The organism is Variovorax sp. RKNM96, from assembly GCF_017161115.1.
Lineage (GTDB): Bacteria > Pseudomonadota > Gammaproteobacteria > Burkholderiales > Burkholderiaceae_C > Variovorax.
The window spans coordinates 2,427,743-2,446,098 of record NZ_CP046508.1 but is presented as its reverse complement, the minus strand read 5'-3'; the positions used below and the strand labels follow the sequence as shown (position 1 = coordinate 2,446,098).

Here is an 18,356-nt window from a genome sequence, read left to right as displayed (position 1 = left end):
CCGGGGAGGCGGAGAGCCGGACGCGTCTCGAAAAATCGTTGGCTTCAGCCTTTGCGCATCACCAGCGCCAGCACGAGCATCGACAGCACGAAGCTGATCCAGATCGAGGGCTCGGCCTCCAGGCTCAGCCATTCCTGGAACTTGCCGGCCAGGCCGATGAAGATCAGGTTCACGTAGGCCGCGGACAAGAGGCCGATGAAGAGCCTGTCGCCGCGCGTGGTGGCGATCGGCAGCCAGCCGCGGCGCATCGTGGTGGGCGACTTGAACTCCCACACCGTCATGCCGACCAGCATGAGCGCGATGCAGATGAAGAACACGGCCACCGGGGTGGTCCAGACCATCCAGTCGAACATCTTTGGCCCTCCTTAAACGCGACCCATCGCGAAACCCTTCGCGATGTAGTGACGGACAAACCAGATGACGATCGCGCCCGGCACGATCGTGAGCACGCCCGCCGCCGCGAGCGTCGCCCAGTCCATGCCCGAAGCGCTCACCGTGCGCGTCATCGTCGCGACGATGGGCTTGGCATTCACGCTCGTGAGCGTGCGCGCCAGCAGCAACTCGACCCAGCTGAACATGAAGCAGAAGAACGCCGCCACGCCCACCCCAGCCTTGATGAGCGGCAGGAAGATGGTGAGGAAGAAGCGCGGGAACGAGTAGCCGTCGATGTAGGCCGTCTCGTCGATCTCGCGCGGAATGCCGCTCATGAAGCCTTCGAGGATCCACACCGCCAATGGCACGTTGAAGAGCAGGTGCGCAAGCGCCACGCCCAGGTGCGTGTCCATGAGGCCGACCGTGCTGTAGAGCTGGAAGAACGGCAGCAAAAACACCGCGGGCGGCGTCATGCGGTTGGTCAGCAGCCAGAAGAACACGTGCTTGTCGCCGAGGAACGAATAGCGCGAGAACGCATAGGCCGCCGGCAGCGCCACGGTGAGCGAGATCACCGTGTTGATCGCCACGTAGATCAGGCTGTTGATGTAGCCCGAGTACCACGACTCGTCGGTGAAGATGCGTGCGTAGTTGGCCCAGGTGAGCTGCTGCGGAAAGAACGAGAAGCTCGAAAGAATCTCCTCGTTCGTCTTGAAGCTCATATTGATCATCCAGTAGATGGGCAACAGCGCGAACAGGATGTACAGCACCAGGAAGATGCTGCGCTTGTGGAATCTCTTTTCGTTCATTTCTCGACCTCGACTTCCTGCGTACCGACCCGCTGCATCCAGTTGTAGAGCACGAAGCAGAACAAGAGAATGATCAGGAAATAGATCAGCGAGAACGCCGCCGCCGGCCCGAGGTCGAACTGCCCCACGGCCTTCTGCGTGAGGTATTGGCTGAGGAACGTGGTCGCATTGCCCGGCCCGCCGCCCGTCAGCACGAAGGGCTCGGTGTAGATCATGAAGCTGTCCATGAAGCGCAGCAGCACCGCGATCATCAGCACGCCGCGCATCTTGGGCAGCTGGATGTAGCGGAACACCGCGAACTTGCTTGCGCCGTCGATGCGCGCGGCCTGGTAGTAGGCATCGGGAATCGAGCGCAGGCCCGCATAGCAGAGCAGCGCCACCAGCGGCGTCCAGTGCCACACGTCCATCACCAGCACCGTGAGCCACGCGTCGGTCGCACTGCCCGTGTAGTTGTAGTCGATGCCCATGACCTGCAGCGCGTGGCCCAGCAGGCCGATGTCGGCGCGGCCGTAGATCTGCCAGATGGTGCCGACCACGTTCCAGGGAATCAGCAGCGAGAGCGCCACCACCACCAGCACCGCCGACGACTTCCAGCCCTTGGCCGGCATCGACAGGGCTAGGCCGATGCCCAGCGGAATCTCCACCAGCAGCACCGACAGCGAGAAGCCCAGCTGGCGCCACAGCGCCTGGTGCAGCTCGTCGTCGCGCATCACCGAGGCGAACCATTCGGTGCCCACGAACACGCGGCGCTCGGGCGAGATGATGTCCTGCACCGAGTAGTTGACCACCGTCATCAGCGGCACGATGGCCGAGAAGGCCACGCAGATCAGCACCGGCAGCACGAGCCACCAAGCCTTCTGGTTGATCGGTTTGTTGGTTGCGTTCATGCCACCAGTTCCTCGTCTTTGTAATAGCAGGTGTGGACGTCCAGCACGCGCAGCCACACCGTGTCCCCCGGGGCCGGCGGCTGCTCGTCGGAGTGCAGCCGCACCTTGATCACGATGCCGTCGACTTCGGCGCTCAGCATCGCGTGCGTGCCGACGTCCTGCACCTGCTTCACCACCGCCGGCACGGCGCCGGCGGCGCCGGCGTTCGACAGGCGCAGGTACTCGGGGCGAATGCCGATCTTGAGCGCCCCCTGCGGCAGTTCGCGCGTCGGCACGAGCGGCGTGCCCGCCACTTCGAGCGCGCCGTTCATGCTCTTGGCCGAGAGGAAGTTCATGCCCGGCGAGCCGATGAAATGGCCGACGAAGGTGTGGGCCGGCCGCTCGAACAGCGCCTCGGCGCTGCCCACCTGCACGGCCTTGCCGCGCGTCATGACCACCACCTCTTCGGCGAAGGTGAGCGCCTCGACCTGGTCGTGCGTCACGTAGATCAGCGTGAGCTTGAGTTCGCGGTGGATTTGCTTCAGTTTGCGGCGCAGCTGCCACTTCAGGTGCGGATCGATCACGGTGAGCGGCTCGTCGAAGAGCACGGCCGACACGTCGCTGCGCACCAGGCCCCGGCCCAGCGAGATCTTCTGCTTGGCATCGGCCGCGAGGCCCGCCGCGCGCTGGTTGAGCTGGCCGCTCATGTCGAGCATCTCGGCGATCTCGCCCACGCGCTTCTTGATCTGGTCTTCGGGCACCTTGCGGTTGCGCAGCGGAAACGCGAGGTTCTCGGCCACGGTCATGGTGTCGTAGATCACCGGGAACTGGAACACCTGCGCGATGTTGCGTTCCTGCGGCGTGGCGCGCGTCATCTCGCGGCCGTCGAATGTCACCGTGCCCTGCGACGGCACGAGCAGGCCCGAGATGATGTTGAGCATGGTCGTCTTGCCGCAGCCCGAGGGGCCGAGCAAGGCGTAGGCGCCGCCGTCGCGAAAACTCATCTTCAGCGGCAGCAGCGCATAGTCGCTGTCCTGCGTGGGGTTGGCGCGGTAGGCGTGGGCCAGGTCGAGATCGATGCGTGCCATCTCAGACCTCCCGCCGGGCCGCCCCAAGGGCGGTCTGCGCCCCCTCGGGGGGCAGTGAATACACGCAGTGATGAACGTGGGGGCTCATACGTTTCCTTTGCGCCATGCAGGCGCCAGCGCCAGCTTCTCGCCGGCATCGAACACATAGGCTTGCGACGCGCTGAAGTACAGCGTGATCGAAGCGCCCAGCTCGAAGCGGTGCACACCGGTGAGCTGCGCCACCAGTTCGCCCACCGCCGTGTCGACGTGCACGAAGGTGTCGGAGCCCGAGATCTCGGCCAGCTCCACCTTGCCGGGCAAGGCGATGTCGCCCTCGCCCGCGCCCACGTTCAACGCACTTGCACGGAGGCCCACGGTGACCGCGCCCGAAACGCTTTCGGGCAATGCCAGCGCCAGCGCCGGGCCGCCCGCGAGTTGCACCTGGCCGGCAGTTGCGGTGCCGGCCAGGAGGTTCATCGGCGGATCGCTGAAGGCGCGCGCCACGCGCAGCGACTGCGGCGCATGGAACACCTCGGCGGTCGAGCCGTATTGCAGCAGTTCGCCCGCGTCCATCACCGCGGTGTAGCCGCCCAGCAGCAGCGCCTCGCCGGGTTCGGTGGTCGCGTAGATCACGGTCGAGTCGCCGGTGGCGAAAAGCTGTGTGAGCTCTTCGCGCAGGCCCTCGCGCAGCTTGTAGTCCAGGTTCACCAGCGGCTCGTCGAGCAGCATCAGCGGCGCGTTCTTGGCCAGCGCGCGCGCCAGCGCCACGCGCTGCTGCTGCCCGCCCGAGAGCTCGGCCGGCAGGCGGTCCAGGAACATGCCGATGTGCAGCTTGTCGGCGAGCGCCTTCACGCGCGCGTCGATGTTCTTCTCGCCGCGCAGCTTGAGCGGCGAGGCGATGTTGTCGGACACCTTGAGCGAGGGGTAGTTGATGAACTGCTGGTAGACCATCGCGACGTTGCGCTCGCGCACCGGCATGCCGGTCACGTCCTTGCCGTCGACCAGCACCTTGCCCGTCGTCGGCGTGTCCAGCCCCGCCATCAGGCGCATCAGGCTGGTCTTGCCGGCCTGCGTGGCGCCCAGCAGCACAGTCACCGCGCCGCTCTTGGGCGCGATGCTCTGTTCATAGAGCCATGTCTGCGCGCCGACCTTCTTGGTGACGCGATCCAGAGTCAGCTGCATCAGCTCACCTCCACTTCCACTTTGTCGTTGTTCTTCGCATTGGCCTGCAGCCAGGCCGCGACCTGTTCGCGTTCGGCCGGCGTGTAGTGCAGGCCGAGCTTGGAGCGGCGCCAGAGCACGTCGTCCGAGCTCACGGCCCATTCATGGGTTTGCAGGAAGCGCAGCTCGCGCTCGTGCAGGTCGGGCGCCACCGCGGGGCCCAGGTCGGCGAGCGACTTCGCATCGCCGAGCAGCTCCGACACCCGGGCGCCGTAGGCGCGTGCGAGACGGCGCGTGAGCTTGCCGTAGAGCCATGGATATTTCGCCTGCACCGCTGAGACAAAGCGCTCGAAATCGTCGTCGGGCCGCTTCGCGGCGCCGATCCATGCCGACAGGTCGCCGCCGGCGAGGAACGCGCCGTCGGTCCAGGCGGGGCGCTGCACGTTCGACTGGCCGAGCATCTTGCCGACCTCGTCGGCCGCGTCTTCCGCGAGCTTGCGGAAGGTGGTGATCTTGCCGCCCCACACCGACAGGAGCGGTGCGGCGGTGGTGTTCGACTCCAGCATGTAGTCGCGCGTGACGGCCGAGGGGTCGCCCGAGGCATCGTCCAGCAGCGGGCGCACGCCCGAGTAGGTCCACACCACGTCGGCCGGCACGATGGGCTTCTCGAAATAGCGGCTGGCCTGCGTGCAGAGGTAGTCGATCTCTTCCTGCGCGATGCGCGCGGCGCCGGGTTCGTCGCCGTTCAGCTCGATGTCGGTGGTGCCGATCAGCGTGAACTCGTCCTGGTAGGGGATCGCAAAGATGATCCGCTTGTCGGGGTTCTGGAAGATGTACGCATGGTCGTGCTCGAACAGGCGCGGCACGATGATGTGGCTGCCCTTCACGAGGCGCAGGCTCTTGGTGGCCAGCGATTCGCCCTTGGCCGATTGCGCGACGCCGCGCAAGAAAGATTCGGCCCACGGCCCCGCGGCATTCACCACGGCGCGGGCGCGAACGGTGCGCGTGCCTTGGGGACCTTCGAGCGTGGCGGTCCAGCCGTCGGCATCGCGCTGCGCATGGGTGCAGCGGGTGCGGGTGAGCACCTCGGCGCCACGGGCTTGCGCATCGAGCGCGTTCAGCACCACCAGGCGCGCATCGTCGACCCAGCCGTCGGAGTAGACGAAGCCGCGCTTGTACTGGTCCTTGAGCGGCTTGCCGGCCGCGTGCTTGCGCAGGTCGACGCTGCGCGAGCCCGGCAGCACTTCGCGCTTGGCGAGGTGGTCATACATGAACAGGCCGATGCGGATCATCCAGGCCGGCCGCATCGAGGGGTCGTGCGGCATCACGAAGCGCAGCGGCCACATGATGTGCGGCGCGCTCTTGAGCAGCACCTCGCGCTCCTGCAGCGCCTTGCGCACGAGCGAGAACTCGTAGTACTCCAGGTAGCGCAGGCCCCCGTGGATCAGCTTGGTGGAAGAGGAAGACGTGTGCGAGGCGAGATCGTCCTTCTCGCACAGCACGACGCGCCAGCCGCGCCCGGCGAGGTCGCGCGCGATGCCGCAGCCGTTGATGCCGCCGCCGACGATCAGCACGTCGCAATCGGTGGCTGGCGCAGGCGAACTGGAGGAGAAATCGCTCACTGGAAATGGGCCCGTTGAAGCGTGACTTTGGTCACTGGAGGGCGCCATTGTATTTTCGGGTTTTTTCATTTGGATTCCTTTTGGCGCGATTTTCCTCCGAGTTTTCCCTTAGTCGGGTTCGTTTTGGTTCGCTTTAAAGTGACGCGCCCTGTACCCTTCCCCTGAGAAGCTGCGAACGAACCCGCCGTGCCCGCTCATCCCGTCCAGCCACACCCACTCTGCGTTGCAAATGCTCGCCATAGTCCGAGCTATGGCTGCGCTTTGCGCCTTGATTGGGCGTGGCTGGGCGGGCTGCTCGGGCGCGGCAGGTTCATTCACAGCTTCTGAGTCTTCCCGCACTCCACGACGCTTTTGTGAACTCCAACCCGCGCCAGATCAACCTCCTGGACACCGTGCGCACGCGCGGCTCCGTCACCGTCGAGCAACTGGCCGACATGCTGGGCGTGACCCTGCAGACCGTGCGGCGCGACGTGCAGCGGCTGGCCGACGAAGGGTTGCTCACACGTTTTCACGGCGGCGTGCGCGTGCCCAGCTCCACCACCGAGAACATCGGCTACCAGCAGCGCGAAACCCTGAATGCCGAAGGCAAGGCGCGCATCGCGCAGCGCGTGGCCGAGCTGGTGCCCAACGACTGCTCGCTGATCCTGAACATCGGCACCACCACCGAAGCCATCGCCAAGGCGCTGATGCGCCACACGGGCCTGCGCGTGATCACCAACAACCTGAACGTGGCGACCATCCTGAGCGGCAACAGCTCGTGCGAGGTGATCGTGGCCGGCGGCTCGGTGCGCGCGCGCGACCGCGCCATCGTGGGCGAGGCCACCATCGATTTCATCCGCCAGTTCAAGGTCGACATCGCGCTCATCGGCGTGTCGAGCATCGAGGCCGACGGGTCGCTGCGCGACTTCGACCTGCGCGAGGTGAAGGTGGCGCAGACCATCATTGCGCAGGCGCGCGAGGTGTGGCTCGCGGCCGATGCGAGCAAGTTCAACCGGCCGGCGATGATCCAGCTGGGCACGCTCTCGCAGATCGACCGGCTGTTCACCGACGCGGCGCCACCGGCGCCTTTTGCGGACCTGTTGCATGCAGCGCAGGTTCGCCTCGAGATCGCGCGCTAGGCAGCAACCCAACAAGAGACGAAGTCCGAATGACGACCACCTCCACCTATCTCCTCGCCCTGGACCAGGGCACCTCCAGCTCCCGCAGCATCGTGTTCGACCGCGAAGGCCACATCGTCGCCATCGCGCAGAAGGAGCTCACGCAGATCTACCCGCAACCGGGCTGGGTCGAGCACGACCCGATGGAAATCTGGCGCAGCCAGCTCGCCACCGCGCGCGAAGTGCTGGTGAAGGCGAAGCTGAAGCCGGCCGACATCCACGCCATCGGCATCACCAACCAGCGCGAGACCACCGTGCTGTGGAACCGCAAGACCGGGCAGCCGGTGCACCACGCCATCGTCTGGCAGGACCGCCGCGCCGAGCCCCTGTGCGCGCAGCTGCGCGACGAGGGCATGACGGACACCATCCGCGAGAAGACCGGCTTGGTGATCGACGCGTACTTCTCCGGCACCAAGCTGCGCTGGCTGCTCGACAACGTGCCCGGCGCACGCGCCGAGGCCGAGCGCGGCGACCTCGCCTTCGGCACCGTCGACAGCTGGCTCATGTGGCAGCTCACCGGCGGCAAGGTGCATGTGACCGACGTGAGCAACGCCTCGCGCACGATGCTCTTCAATGTGCACACGAACGAATGGGACGCCGACCTGCTCGCCGCGCTGAAGATTCCCGCCGCGCTGCTGCCCAAGGTGCAGCCATCGAGCTCGCACTTCGCCGACACCGATGCCGCGCTGCTCGGTCACGCCCTGCCCATCGGCGGCGTGGCGGGCGACCAGCAGAGCGCCCTCTTCGGCCAGGCCTGCTTCGAGGCCGGCATGGCCAAGAACACGTATGGCACCGGCTGCTTCCTGCTGATGCACACGGGCGGCGCGTTCCAGCCCTCACACAACGGCCTGCTCGTGACCAGCGCCGCGCAGGCCGACACCACGCCGCAGTACGCGATGGAAGGCAGCGTGTTCGTTGGCGGCGCGGTGGTGCAGTGGCTGCGCGACGGGCTCAAGGCCATCAAGGGCAGCGCCGAGGTGCAGTCGCTCGCCGAGAGCGTGCCCGACGCGGGCGGCGTGATGATGGTGCCGGCCTTCACCGGCCTCGGCGCGCCCTACTGGGATGCGGACGCGCGCGGCACGATCACCGGCCTCACGCGCGGCACGACCGTCGCGCACATCGCGCGCGCCGCGCTGGAAAGCATTGCCTACCAGAGCGCCGCGCTGCTGCAGGCGATGAGCCGCGATGCAGTGGCTGCCGGCGGCAAGCCAGTGGCCGAACTGCGCGTGGACGGCGGCGCGAGCGTCAACGACCTGCTGATGCAGTTCCAGGCCGACCTTCTGGGCATTCCAGTGGTGCGGCCCGAAGTCATCGAGACCACGGCGCTCGGCGCCGCGTACCTCGCGGGGCTCTCGACGGGCGTCTATGCCGACGCGCGCCAGCTCTCGAAGCTGTGGAAGGTGGAGCGCCGCTTCCTGCCGACCATGGGCCGCGCACAGGCCGAGGAATCGATGGCGCGCTGGGAGCGCGCCGTGCGCCAGGCCACGGCGACCTGAGCTTCCTTGCCGGCTACCAGCCCCGGACCAGGCGACGCGCCACCCAGCCGGTGCCGCCGCCTTCGTGGGTGACCTTGACCCAGTCTCCGCGGCGTTCGAGAGTTCGCAGCACATCGCCGTAAGCGGCCCGCTTCACGACCGGGCTGCGCGCATTCGGTGACTTGCGAAGCACGGCCGCCTTCGCCTTCACGACATGGTGCGGCGTCTTGCTGGTCATCGGCCGGTAGATCCAGGCCTTGTCGTTCTCGAAGTCGCTGACCCGCAGCCAATCGCCCTTCCGGCCGATGACGCGGAACGGGTAACCCTTGCTCACGGTCCAGTGGGACTCATAGCGCTGGCCGGGGCCGGTGCGCATGTTCAGGGTGCCGACCGCGGCGCTGACCATCTGTTTCTGGGGTGCGGCCCACGCGGAAGGCAGGGCCATCCACGAGAGGACGAAGGCGAGCACGAGCGCGGGCAGCCGGATGAATCTGAACATGGAGGGGAGGTTCCTTTCTACGGGTGTTCGAAAATGTCCGGCGATGCCGGTCGAGCCCATCTGGGACCGTGAGGCGCGATAAGTTCCACGGGGATATCCCAAAGCCCTGAAGCGCTGCTCCTTCTGTCAAAGCCCCCGCGACCATCGGGACACTGGGCCTCGCGGTACACCTGACGACGCAGAATGCGCACGCCCCCGACTCGCCGCTCGCCCGTTTGACTTCTCCTCCCTCCGAAGCACTCGCTCCCCGGAACGCGCCCCGCCGCAGCACCCTGTTCGCCTGCGGTGCGGTCGGTGCAACGCTGCTGGCGTCGATTGCCCTGGGCCACGACGGCCGCCGCATCGCGCAGCTCGCGGTGCTCGCCATGCCGATGGTGTTGTGGCTCGCATGGCCGATCCGCAGCGCGCGAATGCGAAGCGCGCGAACGGTGCTCGTCTGGCTCTGGACCATGGGCTTCGCGCTCGACGCCGCGGTGCGCGCCTATCTGCTCGACACCTACCAGGCCGCGCCCGACGGCGCGATGGTGCTCGGCGCCGCGGCCAACACCAATGCACGCGAGAGCTCGGAATACCTGTGGATGCATTGGCGCTCGGCGGTCATCTGGACGGGCGCGCTCGCCGTGGCCGGCGTGCTCGTGGGCATGTTCGCGCGGCGCGGCGCGGCTTTCGATGCGGGCGGGTCGTCCGCGCGCACGAGGTCATCGTTCTGGACGCGATCGCTGGTGCTCGTTCTCTTGCTGATCGCGTGCGTGGCCTATGCGAGCAAGCCATGGCGCCGGCTGCATCCCGCGATCTTCTGGGCCGGCTGGGCGCAGTCGGTGCACACGCTGCGCGCGACCTGGGCCGGTCAGGAGAAGGTGCGCGACCGCCTGATGGCGCAGGCAAAAGCCATCGCTCCCGTCGCACTGCAGGCCGGTCCGTCGACGGTGGTGCTGGTCATCACCGACAGCATCAACCGCGACAACATGGCCCTGTACGGCTACGGCCGCCCGACCACTCCGCGCCTGCTGGCGCACAAGGCGCAGGCCGGCGAGCAGATGGCGGTGCTGAAGAACGCATGGTCGGTGGACGCGAGCACCCTGCCCGCGCTGCGCAACATGTTCCATTTCGGCCTGCCCGAGAGCGAGAACCCGCCGCACCTGCTGGCGCTGGCACGCGCCGCGGGCTACAAGGTCTGGTGGATCAGCAACCACGACGACCTCGCCATCGAGCAGCAGCATGCGCGCCTGGCCGACGTGGTGGACATGGTCAACCGCACGCCCGGCCGCGCCAGCGCCTCGCTGGACGGCGAGATCCTCGACTGCGTGCAGGAAGCCTTTGCGGACACGAGCACCGACCGCAAGCTCATCGTGGTCCACCTGATGGGCGCGCACCCGCACTACAGCCTGCGTTTCCCCGAGAACGCCAACCCGTTCGACGACGACGTGGATGCGGTCGAGAACGGTCTGGTGAAGGACGGCCGCTCCGCCTGGGTGCGGCGCTTCCGCCAGGAGTACGACGCGGCACTGCTGTACCACGACTTCGTGGTGTCGGAGTTGCTGCAGCAGACGCGCAGCGCGGGCAAGCCGGGCGAGGACCGCGCCTGGATGTACCTGTCGGACCACGGCCAGGAGGTCGGCCACGGCAGCGACCGCGCGGGCCACAGCCCGTCGACCGCTTCGGGCTACCGCATTCCGACCGTCATCTGGCGCAACCGGGAGCCGCTGCCGAGCGTCGCCGCGCAGCAGCAGCCCTTTCGCGCGGACTGGACGGGATGGGCGCTGATGGACCTGCTCAAGATTCGATGGAGCGGGCAGATGCCCGAGCGCAATGTGTTGGGCGACGCCTACCGCTGGCAGGCGCCGGCGATTCCGGTGGCTGTAGAGTCGTTCTCGCGCTGAAAGCGCTGGCAACACTGCCAACGGGCCCCTGCCCGATCCGATTCCTCTACGCTCCGGAGCATCCTTTCATGACCCGTATCCGAGTTCTTCTTGACCCCGCCGGCAAGACATGGGCCACGCGCTGCGAAGGCGCCGACGTGATCGTTCGCGCCGGTGCGCCCGGCAAGGAAAAGGAAAGCACCAAGTCGCAAGCCGATGCCAAGGCCGCCATCGCGCATGCGCAAAAAGAGGAATGGTCCCGGCTCAAGAAGGGCTTCGTGCTCGTCAACCCCGAGGCCCGCGCCGGCGAGCCGCGCATGCACCGCTACCTTGGCCAGGGCTACACCGGCGCGATGCCGGTTGCCGACTTCAACGGCCAGCTCCTGTGCAGCCGCAATCTCGCCTCCGATGTGCATCCCCAGGCGGCCGGCAGAGACCAACTGGTGGTCATCGACGCGCAGGCGCAGGAAACCGATACCTTCGAGGCGCCCGAGAACACGCTGATCTGGCAGGCCCTGCATGCGCCGGCGCTGGACCGCTTGCTCGTGCGGGCCGATCACGGCGTGCTGGCTTGGTCGCCGGCCACGCGCACCTTCGAAACCCTCGCCAAGGAGAACCGTGACCCCGCGAGTTTCCTGAGCGTCGCGGGCACACGCGCCGCGTGGTTCGCGCAACCGGAACTGGTGGTGCGCGACCTGTCGGTTTCAACGAGCGGCAGTGATCTTCTGAGGCACGAGGCACGCCCCCAGCTTCACGGCGGGCACACGCCGCAGATGGAAGGTGCGCTGTCCTCGCAAGGCGTTCTTGCCTTCTGCGTGCAGGCCGGCGAAGTGCAGTTCCTGGACGTAGCCGGCGGCATCGCCAGACCTGCATGGAAAGGCGATTTCGAAATGATCGCCAAGCTGTGCTTCACGCCCGACGGGCGCTGGTTGCTCGCCAAGGAGCAATACGGCGGCTGGGCCCTGCATTGCTTCGACATGGAAGCTGCTGCACCGCGCGCGGACTGGCCGGACCTCGGCGATCTGGCGAACAGCGATTTCGCACTCGACCCTTCAGGCGAACGCCTCGCAGTCGCACACCGCGGCCACATCGAAGTGTTCGAGTTCGCCACGATGAAATCGCTGCTGCGCTTTGCGGTCGACCATGTGATCAAGCGCTGTGCCATCGCCTGGATCGGCAACGATGCGATCGGCGTGCGCACCGACTACGGATGCGCGAGCCTCTATGCGGTGAACACGGCGGGATGAAAGCGATGCCAGCCCGCAGGCTGGCATCGGCGCTCAGTGTGCGGGGACCAGGAAGTCCTGGCTGATGCGCCCGCCGAGCTCATTCACGCGATCGAGGAACTGCGTGAGATAGGCATGCAGCCCGGTCGCAAGAATCTCGTCGACGCGCGCGTACTGCAGGTCGGCCAGCAGCTTGCCGGCGCGGCGCTGCGTTTCGGCGCTCTGCTCGTTCTGCACTTTCGCGAGGTTGCTCACCACCTCGGCCAGGCTTGCATGCAGCGAGCGCGGCATGTCGGCGCGAAGAATCAGCAGCTCGGCCACGCGCTCGGGCTTGATCACGTCGCGGTACACCTTGCGATAGACCTCGAAGGCCGAAACGCTGCGCAGGATCGCGCTCCAGTGATAGAAGTCGTACTCCTGATCTTCCTCGGTGGCCGCGCCGAAGAATTCGCTGTTGAGAGCGTGGAACTTCACGTCGACCAGCCGCGCGGTGTTGTCGGCGCGTTCGAGAAAAGTGCCCAGGCGCGAGAAGTAGAAGGCCTCGTCCTGCAGCATCGTGCCCAGCGTCACGCCGCGCGAGAGGTGCGAGCGGAACTTGACCCATTCGAAGAACTGGCCCGGGTCGCGTTCGAAATCGCCCGCGCGCAGCATGCGGTTGACTTCGAGCCAGGTGGTGTTCTGAGTTTCCCAGGCCTCGGTGGTGAGCGCGCCCCGCACGGCACGTGCGTTCTCGCGCGCGGCCTTGAGGCAGGAGACGATCGACGAGGCGTTGCTCTCGTCCTTGACCATGAACTCCATCACGTCGTGCGGCGTGATCTGCTCGTACTTCTTGTTGTACCAGGGCAGCAGTTCGCTGATGGAGAGCACGCCCTGCCAGCCGTACTTGGCCACTTCGGCGGACTGCGGCAGGAGCGAGGTCTGGTAGTTGACGTCCAGCATGCGCGCGGTGTTCTCGGCCCGCTCGGTGTAGCGGGACATCCAGTAGAGGTGGTCTGCGGTGCGCGAAAGCATCGTGTGTTCTCCTAGTTCCTTGGTGCCTGCACTCAGACCGATGACGATTGGCTTTGCGACTGCGTGGCCGCCTTGGGCTTGGGCGCGCGGTCGGCTTCGAGAATCCAGGTGTCCTTGGTGCCGCCGCCCTGCGACGAGTTGACCACCAGCGATCCCTCTTTCAGCGCCACGCGCGTGAGGCCGCCGGGCACCATCTGCACTTCCTTGCCCGAGAGCACGAAGGGCCGCAGATCGATGTGGCGCGGCGCGATGCCGGCGTCGACGAAGGTCGGCGAGGTCGACAGGCTCAGCGTGGGCTGCGCGATGTAGCCGTCGGGCTTGGCGATCACGGCCTTCTTGAAGTCCTCGATCTCGGCCTGCGTGGCGGCCGGGCCGATCAGCATGCCGTAGCCGCCGGCGCCGTGCACTTCCTTCACGACCAGGTCCTTCATGTTGTCGAGCGTGTATTGCAGCTCGTCCTTGTTGCGGCACATGTAGGTGGGCACGTTCTTCAGGATCGGCTGCTCGCCGAGGTAGAACTCGATCATCTTCGGCACGTAGGGGTAGATCGACTTGTCGTCGGCCACGCCGGTGCCCACCGCATTGCAGATCACGACATTGCCTTCGCGGTACGCGCGCATCAGGCCGGCGGTGCCGAGCGTGGACGTGGGGCGGAACACCTCGGGGTCGAGGAAGTCGTCGTCGACGCGGCGGTAGATGACGTCGACGCGCTTCGGGCCGCGCGTGGTGCGCATGTAGACGAAGTCGTCCTTGACGAACAGGTCCTGCCCCTCGACCAGCTCCACGCCCATCTGCTGCGCGAGGAAGGCGTGCTCGAAGTAGGCGCTGTTGTACATGCCGGGCGTGAGCACCACCACCGTGGGCTCGGCCGTGGCGGGCGGCGCGCTGGTGCGCAGCGTCTCGAGCAGCAGGTCGGGGTAGTGCGCGACCGGCGCAATGCGGTTCTGGTTGAACAGCTCCGGGAAGAGCCGCATCATCATCTTGCGGTTCTCCAGCATGTAGCTCACGCCGCTGGGCACCCGCAGGTTGTCTTCGAGCACGTAGTACTCGCCGTTGCCCTGGGCATCCGGGGCGCGCACGATGTCGATGCCGGCGATGTTCGAGTAGATGTTGTGCGGCACGTTGACGCCCATCATCTCGGGGCGGAACTGCGCGTTGTTCAGGATCTGCTCGGCCGGGATGATGCCGGCCTTGATGATCTCCTGGTCGTGGTAGACGTCATGCAGGAAGCGGTTGAGCGCGGTGACCCGCTGCACCAGCCCTTTTTCCATGCTGTCCCACTCGTGGGCGGGAATGATGCGGGGCAACAGGTCGAACGGAATGAGCCGCTCGGTGCCCGAGCCGTCTTCGTCCTTGGCGCCATACACCGCGAAGGTGATGCCGACCCGGCGGAAAATCATTTCCGCCTCTTCGCGCCGCGATCGCATCACCTCGCCGGGTTGCTTCGCAAGCCATTGGTCGTAGCGCTTGTAGTGCTGTCGGATTGCAGCCCCCGCATAGGGCAACTGCTCATACATCTCATCGAATTTGTGCATGGAACGACCAATCTCCTTGAGCCATAGCTTAGCAAGTTCAGGGCCAGTAGAACCCCTTATGCGAAGCCGAAAGGCTTGTGAAAGGCCGGAATCGCTCGTTCCCGCGCTATCCCTTCTTGCGGGCCGCGAGGAATTCCTTGATCCGCTTGCCGCTTTCGTCGCTGTAGAGGCTCTCGACCAACACGCCGCGCTCGGCATCGAGCTGTTCGCGGCGGCTGCGCCCGCGCGCCGAATGGACCAGTTCCTTGATGCGCGCCTGCACGTCGAACGGGCCCTGCGCAAGCTTCTGCGCCCAGGCGAGCGCGGTGGCGTACGCGGTTCCGTGCGGCACGATCCGGTTCACCACGCCCCAGTCATGGAGCCGGCGGGCGTGGTGGACCGCGCCGCCCAACAGGATCTCGATCACCGCCTGCGGCGGCAGCGAGCGCGCCAGCGAATCGGTGCCACCGCCGTCGATCGACAGGCCGAAGTTGACGTTGGACATCACGAATTCCGCATCCTCGGCCGCAACGATCAGGTCGCAGGCCAGGCAGAGCGAAAAGCCGCTGCCCGCCGCCGTGCCCTCCACCGCGGCGATCACGGGCTGGGGCGCCTCCTGCATCGCCATGACCCATTCGTTCAGGGCGTCGGAATGCGCCAGTTGCTCCGACTGCGGGAGCTTGCGCTGCCTCACGAGCCGGCGCAGGTCGCCGCCGACGCAGAAATGCTCGCCCTCCCCGGTCAGCACGATGGCGCGCACGGTGCGAAAGCGGGAGGCGGCGCGTATCGCCTTGGCGGCCGCGCGGTAGATCGATGGATTGACGGTGTTGCGCGCCGCGGGATTGCTGATGGTCAACACCAGCACCGCCCCCTCGCGGTGCATCTGGAGTTTTGCGGCGGAGGCGGAAGAAGCCGTCCCGGCGCTGGTGATGGCAGGCACGGCCGCGGACGTCATGACGCCCGCCTGCCAGGGAACCTGCGCTGAAGCTTGTCTCTGCCCTGCATGACGCCCCCCGTGTGTTGTTTCAGGACGGTACAACGCATCAGGCGCCACCTTGCGTGACGTGGCAACCGGTCTTCAACCTCTTGTTTAACAATTTATTCACAGTTTTGGAGAATTCCCCGGTGCTGCGCGACCGCTGCATCCGCAAGTTTCAGCGTATGCGGTGGTGCCAGTAACGGGCGCGGCGCTCGCGCTCGCAGGCCAGTTCGGCGGGCCGCTTGCTGACCCAGTGCGCCGCGCCACAGCGCGCGCTTTCCACCAGCCGCACGCCCCGCTCCATGTAGCGCGCGACCACCTCCCCGGCAGGGTGCCCGAAGCGGTTGCGGTAGCCCGCCTGGACCAGCGCGATACGCGGGCGCACCGCATCGAGCAGCGCCTCGCTCGAGGACGTCTTGCTGCCGTGATGAGGCACCAGCAGCACGTCGGCCCGCAAGTGCGCCTCGGCTGTTCGCGCGACCAGCGCGGCCTCTTGCAGCCGCTCGATGTCGCCGGCCAGCAGCACCGTCGCACGGCCGTTGCCGATGCGCAGCACGCACGAGACGGCATTGGGCCTGGTGAAGCTTCGGTAGTCGGCATCGAAGGGATGCAGCACCTCGAAACTCACGCCGTCCCAGGTCCAGCGCTGGCCTGCTTCGCACCGCTGCGCCGGGCGCAGCGCCTGCAGCGGATGGGTGGCCTCGATCGAACTGAGCAGCACGGCCTGCGGCTGCATCGCGAGCACCGCGGGTGCTCCGCCTGTGTGGTCGGTGTCGCGGTGGCTCAGCACCAGCATGTCGAGCCGCTCGTCGAAGGCGCGCAGCAGCGGCACGAGCACGCGATGGCCGGCGTCGCTCTCGAGGCTGTAGCGCGGCCCCGTGTCGTAGAGCAGGCTGTGCGTGGCGGTGCGGACCAGCACCGCGTTGCCCTGCCCGATGTCGGCCGCGAGCAGTTCGAATTCCCCGGCGGCGGGCCGCAGCATCTGCCACAACAGCACGGGCAGCAGCAGCGGCAGGCCGAGCGCGCGCATCGACCAGGGCAACCGCATGGCGAGCAATGCGCCGCCCGCGACGCCGCAAGCGGCCATCCACCACGGCGGCGCAGCCATCGAGAGCGTGGCGAAAGGCAGCCCCGCCAGCCATTGCAGCAGGACGGAGAGCGCCTGCACAGCCCAGGCCGCGACCTCCCACAGCGGCGCCACGATCGCGCCCAGCATGGCAAGCGGCGTGACCACGAGAGTCACCCACGGGATCGCGATGGCGTTGGCCAGCAGGCCGACCAGCGACACCTGCTGGAACAGCAGCAGGCTCAGCGGCGTGAGCGCGAGCGTGATCACCCATTGCTCGCGGAAGAACAGGAACAGCCGGTTCGCGGCAGTCGGCTTTCTCTCGCCCGCGTCCGTCACATCGGTGGCGAACAAGACGCCCACCGCGATGAAGCTGAGCCAGAAGCCCGCCTGCATCAGGGCCCAGGGATCGACCGCCACCACCACCGCGGCGGTCAGCAGCCAGACATGCGGCCACGGCCAGCGCCGGCCGGTGAGGCGCAGCAAGGCGACAGTGACGAGCATCCACACGGTGCGCTGCGCGGGCACGCCCCAGCCGCTGAAGAGCGCATAGAGCGTGGCGAGCAGCACACCGCCGACCAGTGCCGCCTGCGGTGCGGGCAGCCTCAGCATCAGCCGGCCGCTGCGCCGCCACAGCGCGCCGACGAGGTGTGCCGCGAGCCAGGCAAACATGGTGATGTGAAGGCCCGAGATCGACATCAGGTGCGCCACGCCCGTCGCCCTGAACACATCCCATCCGGCCCGGTCGATGGCGCCTTGGTCGCCTGTGACCAGCGCGGCGATCACGCCAGCCTGGCGGCGATCGTCCACACGCTCGAAGACCGCGTCGCGCACCGCTTCCCGTGCGCGTTCGATGGGGTGCCGCCATGTGTTCGCCACATGCACCGGCGCGGCATCGCGCGCGCCGGTTCGCACATAGCCATTGGCATGCACGCCCTGCTCCCAGAGCCAGAGTTCGCTGTCGAAGCCATGCGGATTGAGACTGCCATGCGGCGCCCTGAGCCGCACCGTCACTTGCCAGCGCTCGCCGGCGTGCAGTTCGCCGACGACAGCAGAGGCAGATGCCCGCCCCTCGACGGCACGCCCCCACAGACCGGTGTTCTCGCCATACCAGCCCAGCGCGATGCGCGAGGGCATGGTCGGCGGCGCGTCGTTGCGCGCATCGGCCCATCGGGCGGATTCGACATCGAGATGAAACCGCGTTCCAGTCTCGTTGCGCTGCGGCATCTGGGACACCACGCCGACCACCCGCAGGTCGCGCCCTTCGAGTGTTGGATCGATCGCGCCATCCGCATAGGCCACGGCACGCCAACCCGCAAGGCCGGCACCGGCCAGCGCACCGCACATCAACGCCGCGACCAGCAGCAACCGCCCGAAAGCCCGCCGCCACCACAGCCCCGCCGCGGCTACAAACAGCAGCGCCACGTAGACACCCGCGGTCCATAACGCCGGCTGGTGCAGCTGCAGCGCCGCACCGATCACCGTTCCCCCCAACGCGGCAAACGCCCACGACCCGCCCCTGCCGGACGCACGCGACGGCGTCAGCACACAACCTCACGACACATGATGCAAACCCTCCCCGAACCCGCGCTCGATGGCGCGTTAATTGCTTGTTATCTCGGCTAGTATGCGTCTCACAAGAGACATCTTTTCGATGCAATCTCGCAGTACTGCAC

At 67.0% G+C, this 18,356-nt stretch carries 15 protein-coding genes; 4 read left to right on the top strand and 11 right to left on the bottom strand.

What is annotated here, in order from left to right:
* Positions 1 to 44: 44 nt before the first annotated feature.
* From GNX71_RS11260 to glpD, 6 genes are all read right to left on the bottom strand, one after another.
* On the bottom strand, positions 45 to 353 hold the full coding sequence (locus GNX71_RS11260; RefSeq protein ID WP_206178383.1) for a DUF2160 domain-containing protein: 309 nt from the start codon (positions 351 to 353) through the stop codon (positions 45 to 47).
* Between the two features lie 12 nt (positions 354 to 365).
* Positions 366 to 1,178 (bottom strand): carbohydrate ABC transporter permease, encoded by an 813-nt coding sequence (locus tag GNX71_RS11255; protein ID WP_019656045.1) that lies wholly within the window; start codon positions 1,176 to 1,178, stop codon positions 366 to 368.
* Positions 1,175 to 2,065 (bottom strand): sugar ABC transporter permease, encoded by an 891-nt coding sequence (locus GNX71_RS11250; RefSeq protein ID WP_093434003.1) that lies wholly within the window; start codon positions 2,063 to 2,065, stop codon positions 1,175 to 1,177. Before GNX71_RS11250 ends, GNX71_RS11255 begins: the two co-directional genes overlap by 4 nt.
* Entirely contained in the window at positions 2,062 to 3,132 is a 1,071-nt protein-coding gene (locus tag GNX71_RS11245; RefSeq protein WP_206178382.1) for an ABC transporter ATP-binding protein, read from the bottom strand. The genes GNX71_RS11250 and GNX71_RS11245 overlap by 4 nt, the downstream gene beginning before the upstream one ends.
* Before the next feature lie 84 nt (positions 3,133 to 3,216).
* Positions 3,217 to 4,293, bottom strand: coding sequence for an ABC transporter ATP-binding protein (locus GNX71_RS11240; RefSeq protein WP_206178381.1), 1,077 nt, complete (start codon positions 4,291 to 4,293; stop codon positions 3,217 to 3,219).
* Entirely contained in the window at positions 4,293 to 5,963 is a 1,671-nt protein-coding gene (gene glpD, locus GNX71_RS11235; RefSeq protein ID WP_206178380.1) for a glycerol-3-phosphate dehydrogenase, read from the bottom strand. The genes GNX71_RS11240 and glpD overlap by 1 nt, the downstream gene beginning before the upstream one ends.
* 284 nt (positions 5,964 to 6,247) lie before the next feature.
* Here glpD and GNX71_RS11230 point away from each other — a divergent pair, with 284 nt between their 5' ends.
* Both GNX71_RS11230 and glpK read left to right on the top strand, forming a co-directional pair.
* Positions 6,248 to 7,012, top strand: a complete 765-nt coding sequence (locus GNX71_RS11230) for a DeoR/GlpR family DNA-binding transcription regulator (RefSeq protein WP_206178379.1) — start codon at positions 6,248 to 6,250, stop codon at positions 7,010 to 7,012.
* A 29-nt stretch (positions 7,013 to 7,041) separates the two neighbouring features.
* Positions 7,042 to 8,547, top strand: coding sequence for a glycerol kinase GlpK (glpK, locus tag GNX71_RS11225; protein WP_206178378.1), 1,506 nt, complete (start codon positions 7,042 to 7,044; stop codon positions 8,545 to 8,547).
* Between the two features lie 13 nt (positions 8,548 to 8,560).
* Here the strand turns inward: glpK and GNX71_RS11220 are convergent, their stop codons facing one another.
* Positions 8,561 to 9,025 carry an SH3 domain-containing protein gene (locus GNX71_RS11220; RefSeq protein WP_206178377.1) on the bottom strand — a complete coding sequence of 155 codons (465 nt, stop codon included), beginning with the start codon at positions 9,023 to 9,025 and terminating at the stop codon, positions 8,561 to 8,563.
* A 215-nt stretch (positions 9,026 to 9,240) separates the two neighbouring features.
* Here GNX71_RS11220 and GNX71_RS11215 point away from each other — a divergent pair, with 215 nt between their 5' ends.
* Together GNX71_RS11215 and GNX71_RS11210 are read left to right on the top strand one after the other, a co-directional pair.
* Positions 9,241 to 10,905 (top strand): phosphoethanolamine transferase, encoded by a 1,665-nt coding sequence (locus GNX71_RS11215; RefSeq protein WP_206178376.1) that lies wholly within the window; start codon positions 9,241 to 9,243, stop codon positions 10,903 to 10,905.
* Positions 10,906 to 10,973: 68 nt separating this feature from the next.
* A complete protein-coding gene (locus tag GNX71_RS11210) occupies positions 10,974 to 12,131 on the top strand; it encodes a hypothetical protein (RefSeq protein WP_206178375.1) in 1,158 nt (385 codons plus the stop codon).
* A 33-nt stretch (positions 12,132 to 12,164) separates the two neighbouring features.
* Here the strand turns inward: GNX71_RS11210 and GNX71_RS11205 are convergent, their stop codons facing one another.
* From GNX71_RS11205 to GNX71_RS11190, 4 genes are all read right to left on the bottom strand, one after another.
* Positions 12,165 to 13,121, bottom strand: coding sequence for an alpha-E domain-containing protein (locus GNX71_RS11205; RefSeq protein ID WP_206178374.1), 957 nt, complete (start codon positions 13,119 to 13,121; stop codon positions 12,165 to 12,167).
* 32 nt (positions 13,122 to 13,153) lie between these two features.
* Positions 13,154 to 14,656 carry a circularly permuted type 2 ATP-grasp protein gene (locus GNX71_RS11200; RefSeq protein WP_206178373.1) on the bottom strand — a complete coding sequence of 501 codons (1,503 nt, stop codon included), beginning with the start codon at positions 14,654 to 14,656 and terminating at the stop codon, positions 13,154 to 13,156.
* A gap of 106 nt (positions 14,657 to 14,762) precedes the next feature.
* Positions 14,763 to 15,590, bottom strand: a complete 828-nt coding sequence (locus GNX71_RS11195) for an enoyl-CoA hydratase family protein (protein WP_206178372.1) — start codon at positions 15,588 to 15,590, stop codon at positions 14,763 to 14,765.
* A 199-nt stretch (positions 15,591 to 15,789) separates the two neighbouring features.
* Entirely contained in the window at positions 15,790 to 18,225 is a 2,436-nt protein-coding gene (locus GNX71_RS11190) for a DNA internalization-related competence protein ComEC/Rec2 (RefSeq protein ID WP_206179413.1), read from the bottom strand.
* Between the last annotated feature and the right edge of the window lie 131 nt (positions 18,226 to 18,356).